The following is a 17881-nucleotide window of genomic DNA, read 5'->3' on the forward strand; positions in this document are numbered from 1 at the left end:
ATATAAATGACATACCCTAAAAAGTCATAACCTAAAAGTCATAGAAAGGACATTATGTACATATTTGGATACCTCAGAGCATCAACAAGTGAGCAAGATGCAGAAAGGGCAAAAGGCGCACTTTCTCAGTTTGTTGAACAAAAAGGCATGCGAGTTGCTGCATGGTATGTTGAGCAAGAATCTGGTGCATCTCTGCAAAGACCTAAATTACTGCAATTACTTAATGATGCTCAAAAAGGAGATGTGATCATCATTGAGCAGATAGACCGCCTTTCACGTTTAAATGAAGCGAGTTGGTCTAAATTAAAGGAAATGCTGTACAAGAAGGAATTGAAAGTCATTAGCCTGGATTTACCTACCAGTCATATTGCCCTGGCTCCAGAAATTTCTGATGAATTCACCAACTCGATGATCAAGGCCATCAACAACATGATGATGGACATGCTGGCCGCGATTTCTAGAAAGGATTATGAAGATAGACGCCGCCGCCAAAAGCAAGGCATCGAGAAGGCCATGAACGAAGGGAAATATAAAGGGAGGAAACCTGACCTAGAACTGCATGAAAAAATCTACAAGCTCAGAGTCGATAACCAAATGAGCATTAATGAGACGGCCAAGATGATTGGTGTCTCTGCCAGGACAGTTGTGCGTGTCGTTAAAAGAATGAAAGCTGAGCGGTGAGTGAAGGATAGTAGAAGGAACTTGACCTTGAGCGAAATAATAAAATCTACAAAATCAAGCTCCTCATAAATCGTTATTTTACGATAAGCTTGCTCTTTGTCATTTCTTCTATAAAGCCTTCAGCTATACCTGAAGCCATAGCTCTTTTTCCAGTATAAAGAGAGCCTGAAGCTTCTAGAACTAGATCTGCCACCCATACTAACTCTCCATCAACAGTAAACAATTGACCTTTAGCAGCTGCACTGTTTGAAGATGAGTAAATAGGTGTTGAAATACTATTACTAGATGCAGAAGCAAAGCCCGAGCCCCATGAGGTTACATTCGCCTGACTGTTATTGATGTTTCCAGTATATCGTATATCTTCCTGCCCTACTTGGCTGTTCACAAGCAGTAGATGGGAAACATCATTTTTCTTGAGAAGACTTTTTAACTCTTCAAGATCATTTGCAAATGCCGCAATGTTTCTTCCAGACACTGCACTAACCTTATTATTATTCAAGTCTTCAACAAGTAAATCCTCTACATATGTATTGTTTGGTGACATAACTGCCAACTTACCAAGGCCAATATTTGTTATATTTGGCGCAAAGGAAGAATTCCCAGTCGTAGATTGGCAACCTACTAACAAAATAGAAAAAAGTAGAACTAGAGTTCTCATAGAAATACCTCACAAAAAATTACCACCTAGCACTTAGCTTGGCTTGATGACTTAAATAATTAAAAGCTAGTTAAATTGTTACAAGAAGTATCGGCTCTATTCTTCTTTGAATGACGCTTAGTAACTTCATATGTCTGCAGATTTGCGCGCGCAGTGTACTAAAATACTATCTCGGGTATTTGATTCGGATCATAAAAACCATTATTGAATGTACAAGAATGCATGATGATGTTAAAAAAAATTGATTTTTGGTTAAGTGGTTTTGGGTAGAAATTGCTCCTCCTTCCTGAACGAGCTATTCAATATCTTTGCAATAAGCTCTGCGTTCCTTGCATTATCTGTAACTTTGCTAAAGTTTAGGTATCATGCCTCACCAAAGTTTACTCAAGCTAACATCATTGCTGTCAGGTTTACTTTCGTGTCTTAATTCATCCACCTGGATTAGCATGGGCAAATCAAATGATGTACCAGTGATAATGCAAGAGCCCCGTGATAAGTTTGGAATCAATGAACGAGAAACAGAATCTAATGTACTGATGGTGTTATCCAGTAAGAACAGGTCACGGTCATTAACTAAACGATGGATAAAGAAATTGTGCAACTGAGACATAATTGTTGCCGAGATATCAGCGGGGCGTTGGCTCGATAACGTTAGGAAAATTCCGAACTTGCGACCTTCCTTAATCAATTCTTCAAACAACTCTAAACGATAGTCTTTCCAGTTAGCCTGTTCACGTACTGATTGCTGAGAAAGGATGTTATGTGCCTCATCAATGATTAGGTGCAGCGTCTTTTCTGGTGGGCTTTTCTTGATTTGATTCTTATGAGAATTGTAATAGTGCTTCGTTACAAGAAGGGGAATGATTTTCTTCACATCTTGGTTGCAGTTGCGCAGCGAAATGACGGTTAGTGCTTTATCGTCAGCAGCAATACTAGATTCAACTTTGATTACCTTGGATAAGCCTCCTAGCGAGGACTCGGCACGTTTTAATAGTGGTTGTATGTGATCGAATTGAACAAAGTTGTACATCAAATCATTAATCAACTTCAATTTGCATAGAATTTTAAATTCCTGAAATGCGTCAAGGTCATTAATCAGAATACTATCAACGGCACTTTTGATGTAGAGATTATACTGGCTTTCGTTATTGAAGAATTTAAAACCATTCCCAACACGGATTTTAAAGTTACTCCCATGCCAACTAACATCTTTGAGGATATCTATGCTATCAGTGTTCTTTAGAGTGCTTTTGAGGAGATCAAGAACTTCTGGTTTTTGAGATGTAGAAGTGAAGCAGAACTTAATCGTGTACTTTAAGTAACTTAGAGCACTCTGTTGACCAGAGCCATACTTTGAGCGTCCTTGCAGGACTCTATTTATAAACGGCTTCTGTGTATTGGTGGTGGCTTGGAAAAGAATTGAAAGCGTCTCCGCATTCCAGAATTCGTCTTCTGCTAGCGGGAATTGATCGACTGCTGTATTCGTATTCAGATCTATGGAGTACTTATGTTCCAGTGATACGATTTGATCTTTGATGTACTCACCATTGAAATCAAGCAGCACGAACTTACTGACAGGTTTTATTTGCTCGTGCTTTTCATCGAATAAAGTGGTGAAGAGTTTAGTTAGAGTATTTGATTTACCGCTACCAGTGTTTCCAAAAATACCAATGTGAGTATTAAATAACTTCTGCCAAGGTAGAGATATCTCAATACCTTCTTTTAACAATGATCCAATGCAGAAATTTGATTCAGCACTAGATGAATATACTGTCTTTAAGGCTTGCTCAGGTAACAGGAAGGCTGGATCACGGATCAACGGTAAGAACTTGATGCCTTCAAAGAAATTACCATTTTCAATATAACCAATAGGGCGAACATACACTTTTCGTACGTACTCGATTTTATCCGTGTTCTCTTGGAAACGTCTTTCATCTAAGTACTCACCCTCAACGATGCATACAATGTCACGAAAGCCACGCTGAATTGAAAGGTACTCCCTGATAGAGATACCCTTGTATCGCTGACCTTCATAGAAAATGGTGTCTTTGTTCGATGTCTCATCAACGGTCAACGTAATTTGAATGCCATTTACCGCTGTGACCTCACCAATGAAGATGCTCATGTGTCATCCTCACCAAGTGTTAGGACATGAGAATTGAAGTAAGAGAAATCTAATGCTTCACCTTCTTCATGGACAACGTACTTGATGTTATTGAAGTCAGCGAAATACTTCTGCAATTCAGGGATGATGGTTTCTCTGTAACAACAGATGTATACCTGTAGAGTAGGATTCGTCAGAGAGCGTTTAATCAAGTTCCTGATATGCTCATCAGCAAATGAGAACCCGAAGGCTATCAATACGCTATTTGGCTTTTCTAACTCGTAACTAAGGTGACGCAGCATCTGGTAATAGTGTTCTTCAAATACCGTTTCGTGAAACTTCCATTTCGTAGGGTTTACGATAGGTAACTGGTTATATTCCCTGTAGAAGTCATTTTGTATGTTCTCGAATGCCGCTTTGTTAACATCATCGATAATCATTGAACACAACTGCTCCACCGTGTGAGAGCCACTTTCTAGCATCTCTTTGAAGTCACCGTAGTAAATGCTGTCGATTGAGGACTCTGAAACGATTTGATTCGCATAAGAATAATCAACGAGGATAGAATCGTTGTGCTTACGCCAGAATGCAGAGCCGTGAAGGTGGATAAGATTGATTTGTCGTTGGACTTCTTTGTTTCGGTCGAAAATACCTGATTCAGTTGTCATGCAATCAAAGTTACGAGCCTCAACGATTTTCTTATGGAAACCACGAGAGCCATCGTTGATGTTAAATCGAATGGATTTTTCTTCGTAAAGTTCATCTGCTGCATAGGCTAGGCAGGAATCGTAGTTCGTGGTGAAGAAATTAATCTTTTTGTCGTAACCTCGTTTACGGCGAAGAATTTCGAGGTTCAATTTCATGAACTTTTTATAATTATCGATGACTGCTTGCTCGTCGTCTTCTAAGGCAGTGAAATCAACAGAACTGACAGGCTTAATGCATTCCTTGTAGTAATACATGAATAGCAAGGCTTTGAGGTGTTTAGCGTCAATAGAATCGAACTCGGTAGCCAAAGTTTCTATCGTCTCCCATTTCCCCTCAGTTTGCATGTCTAATGCAAGAGTAGGGAATAGACCTGCCGATGCTCCGTAAGCGTCTTTAAATCGACTCATTGACTTTCAATTACTAAGTAACTCGGCACAACCAATTGAAAGTATGATCTGAGTTAATTTATCTTATGATTGAAAATCTTTACTATTTTTAAAAATGTTAATATCTTTTAAAGGTAGGTTATTAATATCGTATACCTACTGATACAACTTATCTCTAATGCGAAAGCCCAGTATGATAACCATACTGGGCTTTTTATGCTTCTTTGTAAGCGTTTTTAAATAGGTTAATTATTGAAGACACTGTATTCGATACAGTGTCTATGGTACTTAAGAAGGGAGAAATATGTTAACGAGCAACAGATTGCGAAAGGGCAAATTCCAATTTTTCTTTTAGCTTACGTTGTTTTTCTTCATTCGTCTGAAAACCTAGTACTTTTCTTATCCATTCCATACTTTATCTCCTTATAAAGCCGCTCATATGACATGCATAAAATATAAGCATCTGGTTTAATAATAATGCATTGTTTGTCTAATCATTAGAGGTGAGTCAAATTTGCGATAAACCTCAAAAATTCCATGTAACAAAAACATCATTATCATTGGTTGAATCGACTATTCGCTTTTGGGCATGTTCCAAGGTAGAAGATGATGATGAACATCTCCACTTTTCAACTTAGGAAGCTCTCGGAACACGTATTCCAGATATTCATACGGTTCACAGTCGTTCGCTTTTGCGGTTTCAATGAGACTGTACAAGACGGCACTTGCACGGGCACCATTGTGAGTATTGCTAAAGAGCCAGTTGTTCCTTCCAACCGTAAATGGACGCACTGAACGCTCCGCGCGATTATTATCAATACTGAGTCTGCCGTCATCGACGATACGGGTCAGCTTTGACCATTGGTTGAGACTGTAATTAATCGCAACCCCAAGCTTACTTTTCGGCGGGACTTGGGAGACCGATTTATCTAACCAAGCTTTGAACGCCTTCAGTAGCGGCTCTGTCTGTGACTGCCTCTGCTGATATCGCTCTTCTTGTGTCTTGCCTTTTATCCCTTGTTCGATGCGGTAAAGTTTCTGGAACCAGTTGATTGCCCATTGGATTTTACCTCCTTTAACTTGCTTTCCTTTCGGTTGACTTTGCTCCGCTTCCACGAACTTACGTCTTGCATGCGCCCAGCAACCAACCAGCTTCGCATTAGTTTTCTCATAGGCTTCATATCCATCGACATGGAGGTAACCACCGTAATCAGATAAGTATGAAGCTGGGCAGTGGTGTCCACGGCTCCCGTCTTGGTAATCGAACAAGACGATACCCGGCGATTGTGCATCGCCTCCGCGGTCTGGACCGCATCCATACAACCAGATGTAGCTTTTCTTTCTCTCGTCATTCAAGACTGTTAATGTGGTTTCGTCTGCGAACAGCACCTCTTGAGCAAGTAAGCTCTCTTTGAGTAACGCGATTAACGGCTCTAACTTTTCCGCACATTTCAATATCCACTGGCTCATTGTTTTACGACTTAGCTTAATCCCATGCTGCTTGAACAAGGATTCTTGCCGATAAAGAGGCAACGCGTAGTGGTATTTATTTGTGATAATTTGCGCTAACAGAGACGGCGTAGCAATGCTTTTGGGGATCATCGATGGCGGTGGTGCAGCCATTACCACGGTGTTTTTCTCCCCTTGTCTATCGCATTCGCGACAGACGTACTTCGGCCTTTCTGTGACTTCAACATACAGTTTAGCGGGGATGTACACCAACTTTTCACTGGTGCTTTCACCCATCTTACAAAGTGCTGACTGGCAGCATTGACAGATTTTATCTGAGTCCGCAACATCGACGACAACGCGTTCACGCGGTAGGTCTTCGGGAAGCTTAGGACGACCACGTCGAGAGTCGGATGACGTATTTCCTTTGTCTTGCTTCGTGGCCTGTGTATCGTCGCTTTCTGTTTCTTCAGTATCGGCATGGCTTTCCGCCTCATTGAATTCTAAATCTTGAGGTGGCATGACCTCACTGCTGGCTCCGTAGCGTTTACGTCGTGCCAGGTTAAGCTTTTCAACCAAAGATTGAATGATTGACTCACTCTCACGTAACGACTGGCGAAGAGTGAGGACTGTAGATTCAAGTTCAGTGAGTCGCTTCTCTTTATCAGAAAGTAATGCTTGTAAGAGAGTGAGTTCATGTTGAGTGGGATCTTTTTTCATATAAAGAAGACCAGCAGAGACTGGTCTAAGTTCCTTATATACCATTGTTTTTTTTATTTTTAGCTGAGACTTTGGTAATTCAAAGCTCGATGTGGTTTTATTTTTTCGATATCAAGGCCATCAAGGAGCCACTGCCATTGCTCCTGTGAGAGTGACAAAGTCGAACCGGGCATTTTTCGTGGCCAAGCAAACTTATCTTCTTCCAGGCGCTTCTGCCAAAGGCAGAAGCCATTACGCTGCCAATAGAGTACTTTGATTTTGTCACGGGTTCGATTGCAGAAAACAAATAATGCCTCGCTGAATGGGTTGAGCTGCATTTGCTGCTCAACCACTAAACTCAGGCCATTTATCCCTTTTCTAAAATCAACAGGGGCCTTATGAAGATAAATGTTGCTGGTTTCAATAAGTCTCTTCATTGGGTGATCTCACGAATAACTTGGGCTAACCATTGAGGGGTCACAGATGCAGGGATATATAGCTGGCAGGCTCCGACATCAAGGCGCAAAGAGGAATAATTTTGTTGAAGTCGAGCCCGAGCGGACTCAATTTCCTGCGCAGTCGGTGGAGAGACAGAGATGAATGGATTGTCTTCGTCTGAGGCAGCTTTTAATTTACGTTGCTGACTTTTAAAGGCCTTGAGATCAATGTCATGATGACGGCAAAACTCAGAGGGTGAAAGTTCACTTTGATGATAATTTTGGATGAGTGCAGACCACTCTTTGGAGGTTAGCTGGTTTGACATACGTCCTCATGATGGAAATAAGTGAAGTAAATTAGGTTACTCAGAATGATCCATCATAAGAAGGTGTCGATTTAGAGACGCTTACGATGCTCCTGCACCAATCAAATAGTTTATGTTCTTGTCGTGTAGGTCGTTCAAATCGATTTTGGAAGTCGTCATAAGTTCGAATGCTCAAATGATAATTAACTATGTGTATGAGTAATTTCTTTAAAGCTAAGATTGGCGATAATTGAATTAGCAATCAGAATCTTGCATTTAGAGTTGTTTGATGGTCAGCTGTATAGAGTGGTGTTGCAAAACTTGTAGATGTGTATACCAAGGTTCCTCAGGATAATGGCAATTTTATAGCTCTTTAGTGAGTTGGCCAAAAATTTGGATCTAATCTGATCGCGACACCGTCACCAAACAATTGATACCCCTGACTTACTAAATCTTTGCGATCAATAAATAGAGGAACTTCATTTTCACTATCTACTTGTTTTAATTCATTCAAAAAGGCTAAGACATCAGATTGCCCCTCTAAATATCCTTTTAGTGTATTGGTAAATCGAAGGTAAATGCCCATTTGTTCTAAATTAGATATCGAAATAGCGTCTAAACCTTTTAGAGGCTGGTAATAATTCTCTAATAGTTGCTTTAAGCTTTTATTATCAATCGTATAACATGAACTATCAACTTCTATATTTTCAATTTGGAGCAAGCTTTTTTCTCCACTCTTTTTGAAGTAACTATAAGTTATATATCTATTAATATTAGAATTTAAGTGAATCGATTCTTCGAGTTGTGATTTAGCTTTATTAATAGTTTTACTACTTCTTTGATTGGAAGTTCCTTTTGCTTCAAAAACAAGTAGTGTTTTTTGATATGGAACAAAACCGAACAAATCCGGTAATTTTTTACTTGTTGTATAAAATAGCTTTTTTAAATGTTCATCACTTTTCAAGTTTTGGGCATGAGTTACAAAGTAGCAATTCAATTTTCTTGCGGCTATAAGCTTGGTCATAAACATCCCTAACCAAAAGCTGGCATTGGCTTTTTCAGACGCTTCCATATCTTGATAAGCTTGGCTGCGTACAATTTGCAGATTATTATCACTAAGTAGAGCTCGTAGCATAAAGGCGCGCATTTTTAAGTCATAAATTTTATAAGGTGCGGCCAAATTAGCAAGGGTTGATTTACCCATCATTAGTGCAGACCACACCAGTTCGGCCCAATTTGTTTTTATCTCAGAAGGTTGGTTCACACCGCTTATAAAAGAAAGGCTTAATTTCCTTTGTATTTGACTCTCATTGGGTGATGTTTTCGTATCTAGTTTCTCCATGATAATTTTAGGCTTTAAAATACCGCCTACGTAGTTTAGCATTACATCGGCATCAGACAGGTCTGAAGGATTTATTAATTTTGCTCGTAAAATATTAAGCATATCATTCAATTTTATGCAAATATTATTAGCACCTTCATCAACGGAGCAATTTGCCAATATTTCTTTATCTAAATTTGTAGCAGAATTAATTGTAAAGTTAATTATCTTATTTTTTCTGAGCATGGTTTATAATTTTTATCAATTATCTGTTATAAAGTAAAATTTAATAATCCCTATTTTGGTTCTTTCTCTAAACAAAAATGGAGTAGTAGTTATTTTAATATAATACTTTGTATTAAACATCTGTCTCAAAGTAGTTCTGATTTCCCTCCAGCCATTGTTGATCAAGAGGTTTCCCTAGAAGAGAACTGACATATTGCGATTCGAATCCGGAGCCAATTGGCAGATTTGAGCAAATTACACCATTTTGAACTTTGATAACTCCTAATTCATAAAGATGATCACAACCAAACTTGCACATCGGCATCACAATATAAGGGTCAACCCGTTCATTAAAAGAGCACATGGCTCTTGGTTTTTTGTGTGCAGTTACCAAAGACTGGGTCGAGAATTCATTTTTACAGGAAGCGCACTTTTCCGTATCTTTATCCCCAAACAGCCATTCACGAAGGATATGTTGCTCTTTTCTCCTATTTGCTGACGTGTCAGAGTCTGTGCCGTCTTCACAAATGTTCAATAGCTTCTCCTTGAAAAGACTATAACGCTCTAATCGCTCGACTATTTCATAATTATCAGAGCCAAGTAAAGTGTACGTGTAACTCTTCCTTAGGGACTTATCGGCATATACCAATGGTGAATTTAGGATCGCTTTATCTATTGAAGGTTTACTGTAGCTCAGTGTTTCCAGATAATTTTTAACATCAACGAAACTAATAGGCCCCTTGCCCCGCATAAAATCGATAACATCCTGTTCAATTTCATTCAAGCTTGTTGCCTCGAGTTTCAACTTAACCGTAGTTCCATTAAAATTAGTAAACCTTGAATACTTCAAATAACTTTCGATCACATTGATATTAGGGTAATTATTACCTTTCGGCGAAGTTCTGCGTTTAAAAGCGTTGGCGAGAACAATACTAAGTGTATCTATATTCACTGAAGAGGCGATATTTTTTATCTTTTCGAGATTGTTTATTAGTGTATTTTCACGATCTTCTATGATGTAGTAAATCTGACCTTCAATTGTTGATATCCATGCCTCATTCTTCGATCTTAGGATATCCAATAGAATTTCTTCATATTTTTTATAGTGCTTATTCTTTTCAAAAAACGTGCAGAAATTAGCAATGCCCACTAGTCCAGGAAATACCATAATCATTCTTAATGCTGCGCGTATATCATTCACTTCAGTCGAGTTTAAGACATATAGTTTTTTCTCTAGACCTATTGTATTTCTTGACGCTTGAACTAACGTATTAGTATAAATATTATAATTTTCACATAACCCTAATTGCTGTAGCAAGTTGAGTAGGCCCTTAATGCTGAATTTATCAGGCACTAATTCCATCCTAGTGAGCTTATCAGATAACTCATTTACAGTTACAAAAGCTGTACTTTCTATTACTTCGGAAACTTTTCTAGCTACAGGTAGCTGGCTAATGTCAACTTTACTAGTGAACTTATTTTTTATGATCTGTCTCGGTCTCTCAGAGCGGCGCTTTTCGGATTCCCCGACATCAAACTTAATAGCTGCATCTTCCAGTGTTGGCCACTGCTCACCACGAAAGCCAAAGAAAAATAATATCAGTTGAATATCACGATATTTATTATCGCTACCTCGAATTGAATAATCTAACAAATCTAACAATTCTTCTTCAATATTCACCGTAAGTTATCCTACCCTTAGGAGGCTTAAAGCCCTGTTAAAAAATGAGTAACGCAATATTGATTGTTGCTGAAATCTCGTTAAAGATTAAACTTAACACATAGCAAAAATGCCACGTATCAAGAATCAATTTCAATCCTTGTTATGAGCCTTTTCGGAGAGAGCCCCAATACACTTTGTGCCTTTCAGCCAAAGGAATGATTCTATATTTTTGGATACCAAGCAGGCATCCAACCCTTGAATGCCCCTCAACCAAATGAGGTATGCCATCTTTTCCTCCAAGAACATTTGCATCAATAAAAATCGGTGGAGTTAACCAAGTGCCATGTTTCTTCCAATGATTGAGTACGACCTCTCGGCAATCGATAACATCCTCTCCAACACAATGGAAATGCGATGCATCTTCAGATACCTCCTCTAGGAAATCGGGAAATGAAGCATTACTACCTATTTGCAAAAATTTCGACGTATCAAAATCAACGAGATCCCACTTTAAGTCGGGAAGTGACAGATCACCGTAGAGACCTAAAAAGGAACTGTTATCATTATGCTCAATGTAAAACTGTTCAATTACAGAATCAGGCGCACTAACTCCATGCAGCTTTAGCAATTCGATACTTTTTTCTGTGCTATATGGATCTAATACAACTCGCGACAAATCTTTATATTTCAATTAATGGTCTCAAAATTCTATTGACGCATAGGTATTGATGACTAAATTACCATTACCCGTCATAAGCTATGTCAATCTCAGTGTCAGTGATGGGTGATCAACTAGGCGTGTTCGCTCATCATTCTACGATTTATCCCGAGTTTATTCGCTATGGTCTCATACTACATAGATACAAGCCCTAATTGACTAGTGAAAGCCATGAATAATCACGATTTAATGCCAGCTACAATTTGTTTGTACATTAACGCAGAAGATAATTGCGCTGCTGGGCTTTCTGAGAACGCTTCACCGTATTCTTTTAAATCACTTTGAAACTCTTTTTCTTCTTTCTCTAGTCTTCTAATTACCCTATCAACTGAGTTTAAGATGCTGTCGATAAACATTGATGTGCATTTCTCAGCATTCACACAGCAAATATCAACATCAATATCGTGATAATCCAAAACTGTAGCTGACAGCTCAATGGAAAACTCACCGTCACTATATTCACACATTACTCGTGATACTTGTGCGCTAGGAAAGCAGCGCTCAGTAGCGCGTGTCACAACTGAGGATACACGTTGAATACGCTTTAGGTCGCTTATTATACTAGCCATTAACCAATTCTCTTTCCTCTAAAAACTTGGACTCTTCGTACTGCGTAGCAGCAACATCCCGAACCAAGTTAAAATCACCTTCAACAAACTCATTTAAAGCTTCTTCAACCTCTTCAAAGGTCAGGTTAAAGAACTCTCTTCGGTGATTAACTTTGTTAACTCTTCGAGAAGCAAACTTAGAATGAAGTTTGCTTTCCAGTGCTGGGGCATCATCAGATGGTATAAGCGCATGGACATCAAAAAAGAAGGGAACAGATGCATCACCCAACTCCTTAACACGATCCATAGGCTCTAAACGTCGTGTCATTCCAATCTTGTACACATCTTCACCAAACGATCCCTTGTTTGAGATAATATAGACGTATCCTGATCTTGTGAGCTGTGCCATGCTTAGTGCTCGCTCTTTCTCTGAAGACGTACGTTCTAGTTTAAGCTTCAACTCTTCGATATAAGAGTTGAGTTTTTCTACTTCTTCTTGGTTAGATGTTTGAACTCTGGCTAGAGCATCACTCAAATCTTGTTGAAAAGCTTTTTCTTCCTTTTCACGAGCAGTGACAAAGCTTTCTATCTCTTTTTTTACTTTAGCTTCTTCACGCAATGACTCTTTCATGAATCGTTGCTCCTCTAGCTCCATCTCCTTTTTATATTTATATTCAAAGACATGCCGCTGCTCTTCTAAACGTAAAAATAATAGGGTTCTATTCAGCTCTACGTAGCTATCATCACCACTCTTATTGACCTTTTGAAACCACTTGTCTATTTTTTTTGCATTAGCAGTAAAATTACGGGCGTTAGTGTTGGCTATAATGTTGTCTACTTCTGCATTAAAAGCAGTTATCAGAAATTTACCATGTCTCTTTTGCCTTGCTTTGCCTTTAGCAAGATTGTCATTCCAGAGAATGTCTTGAAGAATCTCAAATGCGTTACCTTGTTTTATCAGATCCTTCTGTTTATTTTTTACTTGTTGTAAAGAGACTTTAATTTCATCGCTAGTAGGGCCATCAATAAGTTGTTCAAATGGCGTCACTGTAGATAGAAGCTCATGATGTTCTTTAGTTAACTCCAAATCGCGTAACTCTTCTCGAAGCTTATCAATACTACAAGAAAGTTGCTTTTCTCGGGTTTCCCCTGCTTCGATTTTTTTCTCAATATCTTCTAGTACTTTCTCTACACGAACCTTAGCGTTATCAACAATGGCTTGGGCTTCAACTTCTGCATTGCTGATAATTTTTTCACGATCGACGTTCGCTTCAGACAAAATTAAGTCTTTTTGTTTATGTGCGTTCAAAGTTTCTTCAGCCAATTCTGACTTTGCGCGCTCTATGACACTCTCATTATCTTGTACTATCAGTGCACACTGTTTTTCTATAACAGAAAGATGCTCTTTAGCGGCCTCTCGGTCTTTCTCGATTTGGGCCCTAACATCATGGCAAGTCGCTCTAAGAACGCACAACTCCTCTTCGATCTGTATTAAATCTGTAGCCTTCATATATTCAGGAGAGGCTAAAACTTGTTGAATACTCGATAACTCTTCTTTCGCTTCATTTAACTGCTTTTCAAGCCCAGTGATGTTAGCTTGAGCATCTAACAAGAGGGACTTTTTGACAAATCCAAACATCTTTCCAACCTAGATCTATTACCATTAACTGCTTGAGAAAGGACTCACTATCTAATATCAACAAAGAACTTAAGAGAGTTTATTTCTCATTCTTTGTGCCACAACTACCTGACAACTTTCGCGGTTTAGCTTTTGGCATTGGCAAGATAAGGCTGTTAACCTTGTTCTTTCCATCTTGCCGAAAAAGCAATAGCATTTATGGTCTTATGAAAGTTCTAGCAGCTCAAATAACCGCATATAGAAATGTAACTTAACACTAACTTTAAATAGTTTAAGAACGCTACCGCCCTTTACTTCTCGGCCACGTAACATACCATCAACACCTAATCACTCAAGACAACATATCATACGGTATTTATTTTCACAAAATAGATTATTTATCGTTTCGACAATCTATTTCTATAGTCATTTTCCGTAAGGCCTGATCGTTACAGGCCACCTCACACCATGTGCGACTTAATCAACATCTTGTTTCCAAAAGCCCTGTGTTGTCACGCAAAGAGGTTTTTTTGAGTAGTAAGTTTGATTATCAGCATGGTAGGTTTGTTCTAGGCAATGAATTGAAGAGGAACAGGAACGTGGAGCTGATGCACGATGAGCTCGCTGAGATCGAGCAAGAAATCAATGAACAGCTTAAAAAAGTGCGCGCAATTATTGCCAAAGCTAAAGCAGATAAAGTGGAGATGGTTAAAGTTGAAGTCGATATCTTAGAAATGATGCTTGTAGATTGTGACCCAGAGGCAACTATCCTATTCCCTCATAATCTAAAAAGGTAAGTACTTATCTTCCCACTCTCTGATTACAAACTCACAATAAGAGAGGATTTGCAGTTCCTCGGCGTTTAAATTGTGGAACTTTTTATCTAACTGGCCTCTAACGCGACAACATTCAAAATACTGGTCATCACTAGGCATCAATATTCCCTACTTAGTTTTGTTATTCTTTGGTAAATAGTTTACAGCATCCATATCGCGCTGTTCTGCCGCCTTTGCTATTCGTGATAACTGGCGTTCCGACTTACCCCAACGATTTGCGATTTCTTCAAAAGTCCAACCTTTTTCATTGGCTATTCTCTGAAATTCCGTAATAACTTTACCTATCATATGTGTTTAGTATACCCTTCCTTAAAACCCGTCAAATATGTCTAGTTAATTTGCCTATGAACTGGTTGATAATGGCATCCAGATATTAGAGGGCGCATAATATTTTGTCTATTTGGCTTATTTGAAAGCAGTGGTGAGAGCTGCTCAATCGACTTAAGCCAGTTAACTGAATCAGTACATCGATAAGATATCAGTTGAACAATATTTGAGTAATCATCATACAGGTTGCGATTAATTAAATGCTCGTGATGTGCGATCCGATTTCTAATTAAACGTATAGATTCCAATGATTTGTATATATTTAATAGAAGCTGTTCTGCTGTTAACTGAGCTGTTCCATTCGGAAAAGTATTCAATATCTCTGCGTCCCACAAGCGGGTTTTGTGGCGACTGGTAAACATTTTCTGCCAGAACACAAACTTCAACTCTGGAATAACTTTACCAGTGGTCGTTTGTCGCTGCCTTGCACTAATAAGATCTCTACGAGGACTGTATCGCCCGTTAGCTGGCAAAGAACGTTCGAAAGCCTCACTCCAAGGCCAATTCTCACCATACGTTTTCGTGAGAACCTGATGAACGGCATTCCTTACTATAACCTCACATATATGAAGCGGTAACATAAACGCAGAACTAACCTGCCCATTCCATCCATACAGGCTCATTGCACTATTGATACAATACGGATGTCCGTAGTAATCTTGAAAGGTTTTCAGCCTAGTTTCCGATAACGAAAGCGCAACGTTAGTTAAATCAATTGACGGATGCGTCATTTTTTCTTATCCTTATACCACTAGCTACGAGATTCGCGGGCGTTAGCCTCCACTTGTAGACATACGAAGTAGAGAACCCAAGCATCTATGTTTGGGTTTTTTCCTTTTCTATCCCTACAAAAATTCTGTTAGCATCTTACTAATACCTGTCATACGTGTCTATCCCATATTAAAAAGTCACATTAGCAATTGATAGCATACTCACGGTGTCCGTTTCAATAAACCTCGATGTGGTTTCTAGAGTCTTATTTATTGCCAAGCATCAGGTGAATTGTTGGCGTATCCACACCTTGCCGTTTCAAACAGACTACAAACGTCCTACTCCCTACGCCCTGAAAGAATACTAGGCTGCTCGATGCCTGAGTCTGCCAATATTCGCTTTATGTGAGCATTCAGAGCGTTGTAATGGTATGTAACATTGCCCCTTTCAGTGTCTCTACGCTTAATTTTGAAGTGATCACCATTCTTGCGTTTAAAAAACGCTTCATCAGGGTCAAAGCCTTGATATTGTTCAGGGTTATCGCCGTCTTTCTTATCTTTCTCGATGTAATTTTTGATTAGGTTCTGAAGCTTGAGGTTGGACAGATAAAAATCGCGCATCACCTCACTTTTCCCCACTCATCCTTAAATGTGTCACTCTCCAAGTCATACTGGCCGCCTATCGGCCATAACTGATTCCTCGCACCATACGGATTTAAGGGCTTGTTGCAAAAACTGAAGATGTTTCTGAGGTACCTATCTGAGCACATCTTTGGCGGGTTGAACAAACCCAACTGTGAATGAACGCGTGCCATGTCTGAGCGCTAGCGAGTTCTGCACGCGTTTTCGAGTCAGATTTAAAACGTGTGTTATAGCAATTTTAACCGCGTCTCGTTGGTCTAGTCGGAGGGGGCGGTGGCGGTGGGACTGCGTGTCTTGGCGTTTCTCTTGGCTGATCAACTGGTCTAGGTGGGGTTTTATCATTCATCGTCTTTTATCTCCGTTGTATCCGTTGGTTGTCCAACTTCTGTTACTTGATTTGATTCAAGCTTTTGAAAATCTGTATTATGGAAAACAAATAGTCCAAACAAAGCAATAGCAAGAAACAGTGCTATCGCACCAAAGTAGTGTGAAAGGCGAGCAACAAAAACTAGTTTTTCATTCTCAGAAAACCTCTCTTCTTCAGGAACCTCATCATCTTCATTTTGAATCGCACTTCTAATACTTATTCTGTTCTGAATAATTCTATCTGAAAGCTCCCTATTACGATAATACAAGTGTCCTGAAAGCAGCAGACTAGATAAAACAAAGAACACCGAGATCACAAAAAATAACCAGCTCGATTGTGCAAATATCAAACTGTCAACATTACCCTCAATATAGAGCTTATCAAACAAGGTAAATGTTAAACCTAGACCTGCACTTGAAATTGCAAGCACAGCTTTATCAAGTCCCTCAGAAACCTTGGTTTCGCCCTCAACCAATTGACTCCTATATTTTAAATAAGATTCGATTTCTGAGCTTAGCTGTTCAACTGGTGAACTTTCAGACATAGTCATCCTTAAATTGCTATAACTCTTATAGACAGAGTTTTTCCGTGTTTACATTCAATCTATGTTGCTGTCATTTATCATAAAAATCAACAAGCCCTGAAAAGGGACATATTTGTTCAACCAGGCCCGTTTCGTCAAGCTACCCAACGCTTAATCCTTATTTGCTATGTTTTGAACTATGTGGCTGACAGCATCAACTCACAATGACCTGTAATGACTTGCTGTATGTACTTTTCTTTTTTATTGATGATGAAGTCATTCTTTACTCTACTTACAAGTTTGTTGAATTAACGCGTTCCCCGATACATCATTTCTTCTTCGTTAATACCAAGATCAAGGCGCATAGCATTCAACATTGCATCAGCCTTTCCTCGCATTTCAATCCATGAACCTGGCTTACTTTCGTAAACAATAGGGATAAAGTAGTCGATCAAATCATTGTATTTATCTAAAACATTTTGACTTGATACGAGTGCTATATAACCGTAAGCCTTTGTGCGATTTAGTGAGAACGAACGCTCAACCTCTTCGCTTAAGGCTGGTTGCTTACGAACTGCAACAGATTCCAAATCGCGCAAAATTAAACAAACTAAATGTATAACATCTTTATAGATTGCTAATTTTTCGTGATGTCTAGTTACATCCTTTTGTTTTAACAAATCTAGTTCATTTTTTATGCATTCTAGCTTCTCTGCATGTAACGCTCTCTCATTTTGGAGCATTCTTGATGCCCAGAGCTTTGCCAACCAATTAGAACATGCTGCTACGATTAGAGTACTTCCTCCTACAGAAGCAATTATCGCCGCAGCAACACTTAATATTTCGATCATATTTTCAATAACTTACAACGCACTGTAGACGAATTTATTCTGCAATTATACGCAACCAATCACAACAGTAATTATACTGAACTTGTTGCAAAAACCTCACGAACC

At 39.0% G+C, this 17881-nt stretch carries 18 protein-coding genes; 2 read left to right on the forward strand and 16 right to left on the reverse strand.

All coding sequences use genetic code 11. The features are described from left to right. The first annotated feature begins 54 nt into the window (after positions 1-54). Positions 55-681, forward strand: coding sequence for a recombinase family protein (locus BS333_RS21315; RefSeq protein ID WP_021711795.1), 627 nt, complete (start codon positions 55-57; stop codon positions 679-681). Between the two features lie 73 nt (positions 682-754). On the opposite strand, the gene BS333_RS21320 is transcribed toward BS333_RS21315, so the two are convergent. The 11 genes from BS333_RS21320 to BS333_RS21375 form a co-directional block, all read right to left on the reverse strand. Continuing rightward, complete coding sequence (locus BS333_RS21320) at positions 755-1339, reverse strand: hypothetical protein (RefSeq protein ID WP_021711796.1); 585 nt, start codon at positions 1337-1339, stop codon at positions 755-757. Between the two features lie 370 nt (positions 1340-1709). After that, entirely contained in the window at positions 1710-3464 is a 1755-nt protein-coding gene (locus tag BS333_RS21325) for an ATP-binding protein (RefSeq protein WP_021711797.1), read from the reverse strand. Further along, the gene (locus BS333_RS21330) at positions 3461-4558 is read right to left on the reverse strand and encodes an SIR2 family protein (RefSeq protein ID WP_021711798.1); all 1098 of its coding nucleotides are present in this window, start codon (positions 4556-4558) and stop codon (positions 3461-3463) included. The genes BS333_RS21325 and BS333_RS21330 overlap by 4 nt, the downstream gene beginning before the upstream one ends. Positions 4559-5110: 552 nt before the next feature. Further along, positions 5111-6706, reverse strand: a complete 1596-nt coding sequence (gene tnpC / locus BS333_RS21335) for an IS66 family transposase (protein ID WP_033004537.1) — start codon at positions 6704-6706, stop codon at positions 5111-5113. 59 nt (positions 6707-6765) lie between these two features. Beyond that, the gene (tnpB, locus tag BS333_RS21340) at positions 6766-7122 is read right to left on the reverse strand and encodes an IS66 family insertion sequence element accessory protein TnpB (protein WP_021711800.1); all 357 of its coding nucleotides are present in this window, start codon (positions 7120-7122) and stop codon (positions 6766-6768) included. Continuing rightward, positions 7119-7448 carry an IS66 family insertion sequence element accessory protein TnpA gene (gene tnpA, locus BS333_RS21345; protein ID WP_021711801.1) on the reverse strand — a complete coding sequence of 110 codons (330 nt, stop codon included), beginning with the start codon at positions 7446-7448 and terminating at the stop codon, positions 7119-7121. The genes tnpB and tnpA overlap by 4 nt, the downstream gene beginning before the upstream one ends. Positions 7449-7800: 352 nt before the next feature. Then, entirely contained in the window at positions 7801-8994 is a 1194-nt protein-coding gene (locus tag BS333_RS21350) for a hypothetical protein (RefSeq protein ID WP_021711771.1), read from the reverse strand. A gap of 112 nt (positions 8995-9106) precedes the next feature. Next, entirely contained in the window at positions 9107-10654 is a 1548-nt protein-coding gene (locus BS333_RS21355) for a hypothetical protein (RefSeq protein ID WP_021711772.1), read from the reverse strand. 142 nt (positions 10655-10796) lie between these two features. After that, a complete protein-coding gene (locus BS333_RS21365) occupies positions 10797-11327 on the reverse strand; it encodes a hypothetical protein (protein ID WP_021711773.1) in 531 nt (176 codons plus the stop codon). Between the two features lie 206 nt (positions 11328-11533). Then, entirely contained in the window at positions 11534-11923 is a 390-nt protein-coding gene (locus BS333_RS21370) for a hypothetical protein (RefSeq protein WP_021711774.1), read from the reverse strand. Then, positions 11916-13541: an SNIPE associated domain-containing protein gene (locus BS333_RS21375; protein WP_021711775.1), complete on the reverse strand. Its 1626-nt coding sequence runs from the start codon at positions 13539-13541 to the stop codon at positions 11916-11918. The genes BS333_RS21370 and BS333_RS21375 overlap by 8 nt, the downstream gene beginning before the upstream one ends. A 578-nt stretch (positions 13542-14119) precedes the next feature. Here BS333_RS21375 and BS333_RS21380 point away from each other — a divergent pair. After that, complete coding sequence (locus BS333_RS21380) at positions 14120-14317, forward strand: hypothetical protein (protein ID WP_033004517.1); 198 nt, start codon at positions 14120-14122, stop codon at positions 14315-14317. 147 nt (positions 14318-14464) lie between these two features. On the opposite strand, the gene BS333_RS21385 is transcribed toward BS333_RS21380, so the two are convergent. From BS333_RS21385 to BS333_RS21410, 5 genes are all read right to left on the reverse strand, one after another. After that, positions 14465-14644 (reverse strand): AraC family transcriptional regulator, encoded by a 180-nt coding sequence (locus tag BS333_RS21385; RefSeq protein WP_021711777.1) that lies wholly within the window; start codon positions 14642-14644, stop codon positions 14465-14467. A gap of 41 nt (positions 14645-14685) precedes the next feature. After that, positions 14686-15414 (reverse strand): hypothetical protein, encoded by a 729-nt coding sequence (locus BS333_RS21390; protein ID WP_021711778.1) that lies wholly within the window; start codon positions 15412-15414, stop codon positions 14686-14688. A gap of 318 nt (positions 15415-15732) precedes the next feature. Next, positions 15733-16014 (reverse strand): hypothetical protein, encoded by a 282-nt coding sequence (locus BS333_RS21395; protein WP_227739178.1) that lies wholly within the window; start codon positions 16012-16014, stop codon positions 15733-15735. 359 nt (positions 16015-16373) lie between these two features. Then, a complete protein-coding gene (locus BS333_RS21405; RefSeq protein WP_021711780.1) occupies positions 16374-16946 on the reverse strand; it encodes a hypothetical protein in 573 nt (190 codons plus the stop codon). A 287-nt stretch (positions 16947-17233) separates the two neighbouring features. Next, entirely contained in the window at positions 17234-17776 is a 543-nt protein-coding gene (locus BS333_RS21410; RefSeq protein WP_021711781.1) for a hypothetical protein, read from the reverse strand. Between the last annotated feature and the right edge of the window lie 105 nt (positions 17777-17881).

This window comes from Vibrio azureus, assembly GCF_002849855.1.
In the GTDB taxonomy this organism is placed as follows: Bacteria; Pseudomonadota; Gammaproteobacteria; order Enterobacterales; family Vibrionaceae; genus Vibrio; species Vibrio azureus.

Bases quoted from the DNA above. Each gene is read 5' to 3' on its own strand.
- BS333_RS21315 (WP_021711795.1), top strand. From the start codon at position 55: ATGTACATATTTGGATACCTCAGAGCATCAACAAGTGAGCAAGATGCA.
- BS333_RS21320 (WP_021711796.1), bottom strand. From the start codon at position 1,339: ATGAGAACTCTAGTTCTACTTTTTTCTATTTTGTTAGTAGGTTGCCAA.
- BS333_RS21325 (WP_021711797.1), bottom strand. From the start codon at position 3,464: ATGAGCATCTTCATTGGTGAGGTCACAGCGGTAAATGGCATTCAAATT.
- BS333_RS21330 (WP_021711798.1), bottom strand. From the start codon at position 4,558: ATGAGTCGATTTAAAGACGCTTACGGAGCATCGGCAGGTCTATTCCCT.
- tnpC (WP_033004537.1), bottom strand. From the start codon at position 6,706: ATGAAAAAAGATCCCACTCAACATGAACTCACTCTCTTACAAGCATTA.
- tnpB (WP_021711800.1), bottom strand. From the start codon at position 7,122: ATGAAGAGACTTATTGAAACCAGCAACATTTATCTTCATAAGGCCCCT.
- tnpA (WP_021711801.1), bottom strand. From the start codon at position 7,448: ATGTCAAACCAGCTAACCTCCAAAGAGTGGTCTGCACTCATCCAAAAT.
- BS333_RS21350 (WP_021711771.1), bottom strand. From the start codon at position 8,994: ATGCTCAGAAAAAATAAGATAATTAACTTTACAATTAATTCTGCTACA.
- BS333_RS21370 (WP_021711774.1), bottom strand. From the start codon at position 11,923: ATGGCTAGTATAATAAGCGACCTAAAGCGTATTCAACGTGTATCCTCA.
- BS333_RS21375 (WP_021711775.1), bottom strand. From the start codon at position 13,541: ATGTTTGGATTTGTCAAAAAGTCCCTCTTGTTAGATGCTCAAGCTAAC.
- BS333_RS21385 (WP_021711777.1), bottom strand. From the start codon at position 14,644: ATGATAGGTAAAGTTATTACGGAATTTCAGAGAATAGCCAATGAAAAA.
- BS333_RS21390 (WP_021711778.1), bottom strand. From the start codon at position 15,414: ATGACGCATCCGTCAATTGATTTAACTAACGTTGCGCTTTCGTTATCG.
- BS333_RS21395 (WP_227739178.1), bottom strand. From the start codon at position 16,014: ATGCGCGATTTTTATCTGTCCAACCTCAAGCTTCAGAACCTAATCAAA.
- BS333_RS21405 (WP_021711780.1), bottom strand. From the start codon at position 16,946: ATGTCTGAAAGTTCACCAGTTGAACAGCTAAGCTCAGAAATCGAATCT.
- BS333_RS21410 (WP_021711781.1), bottom strand. From the start codon at position 17,776: ATGATCGAAATATTAAGTGTTGCTGCGGCGATAATTGCTTCTGTAGGA.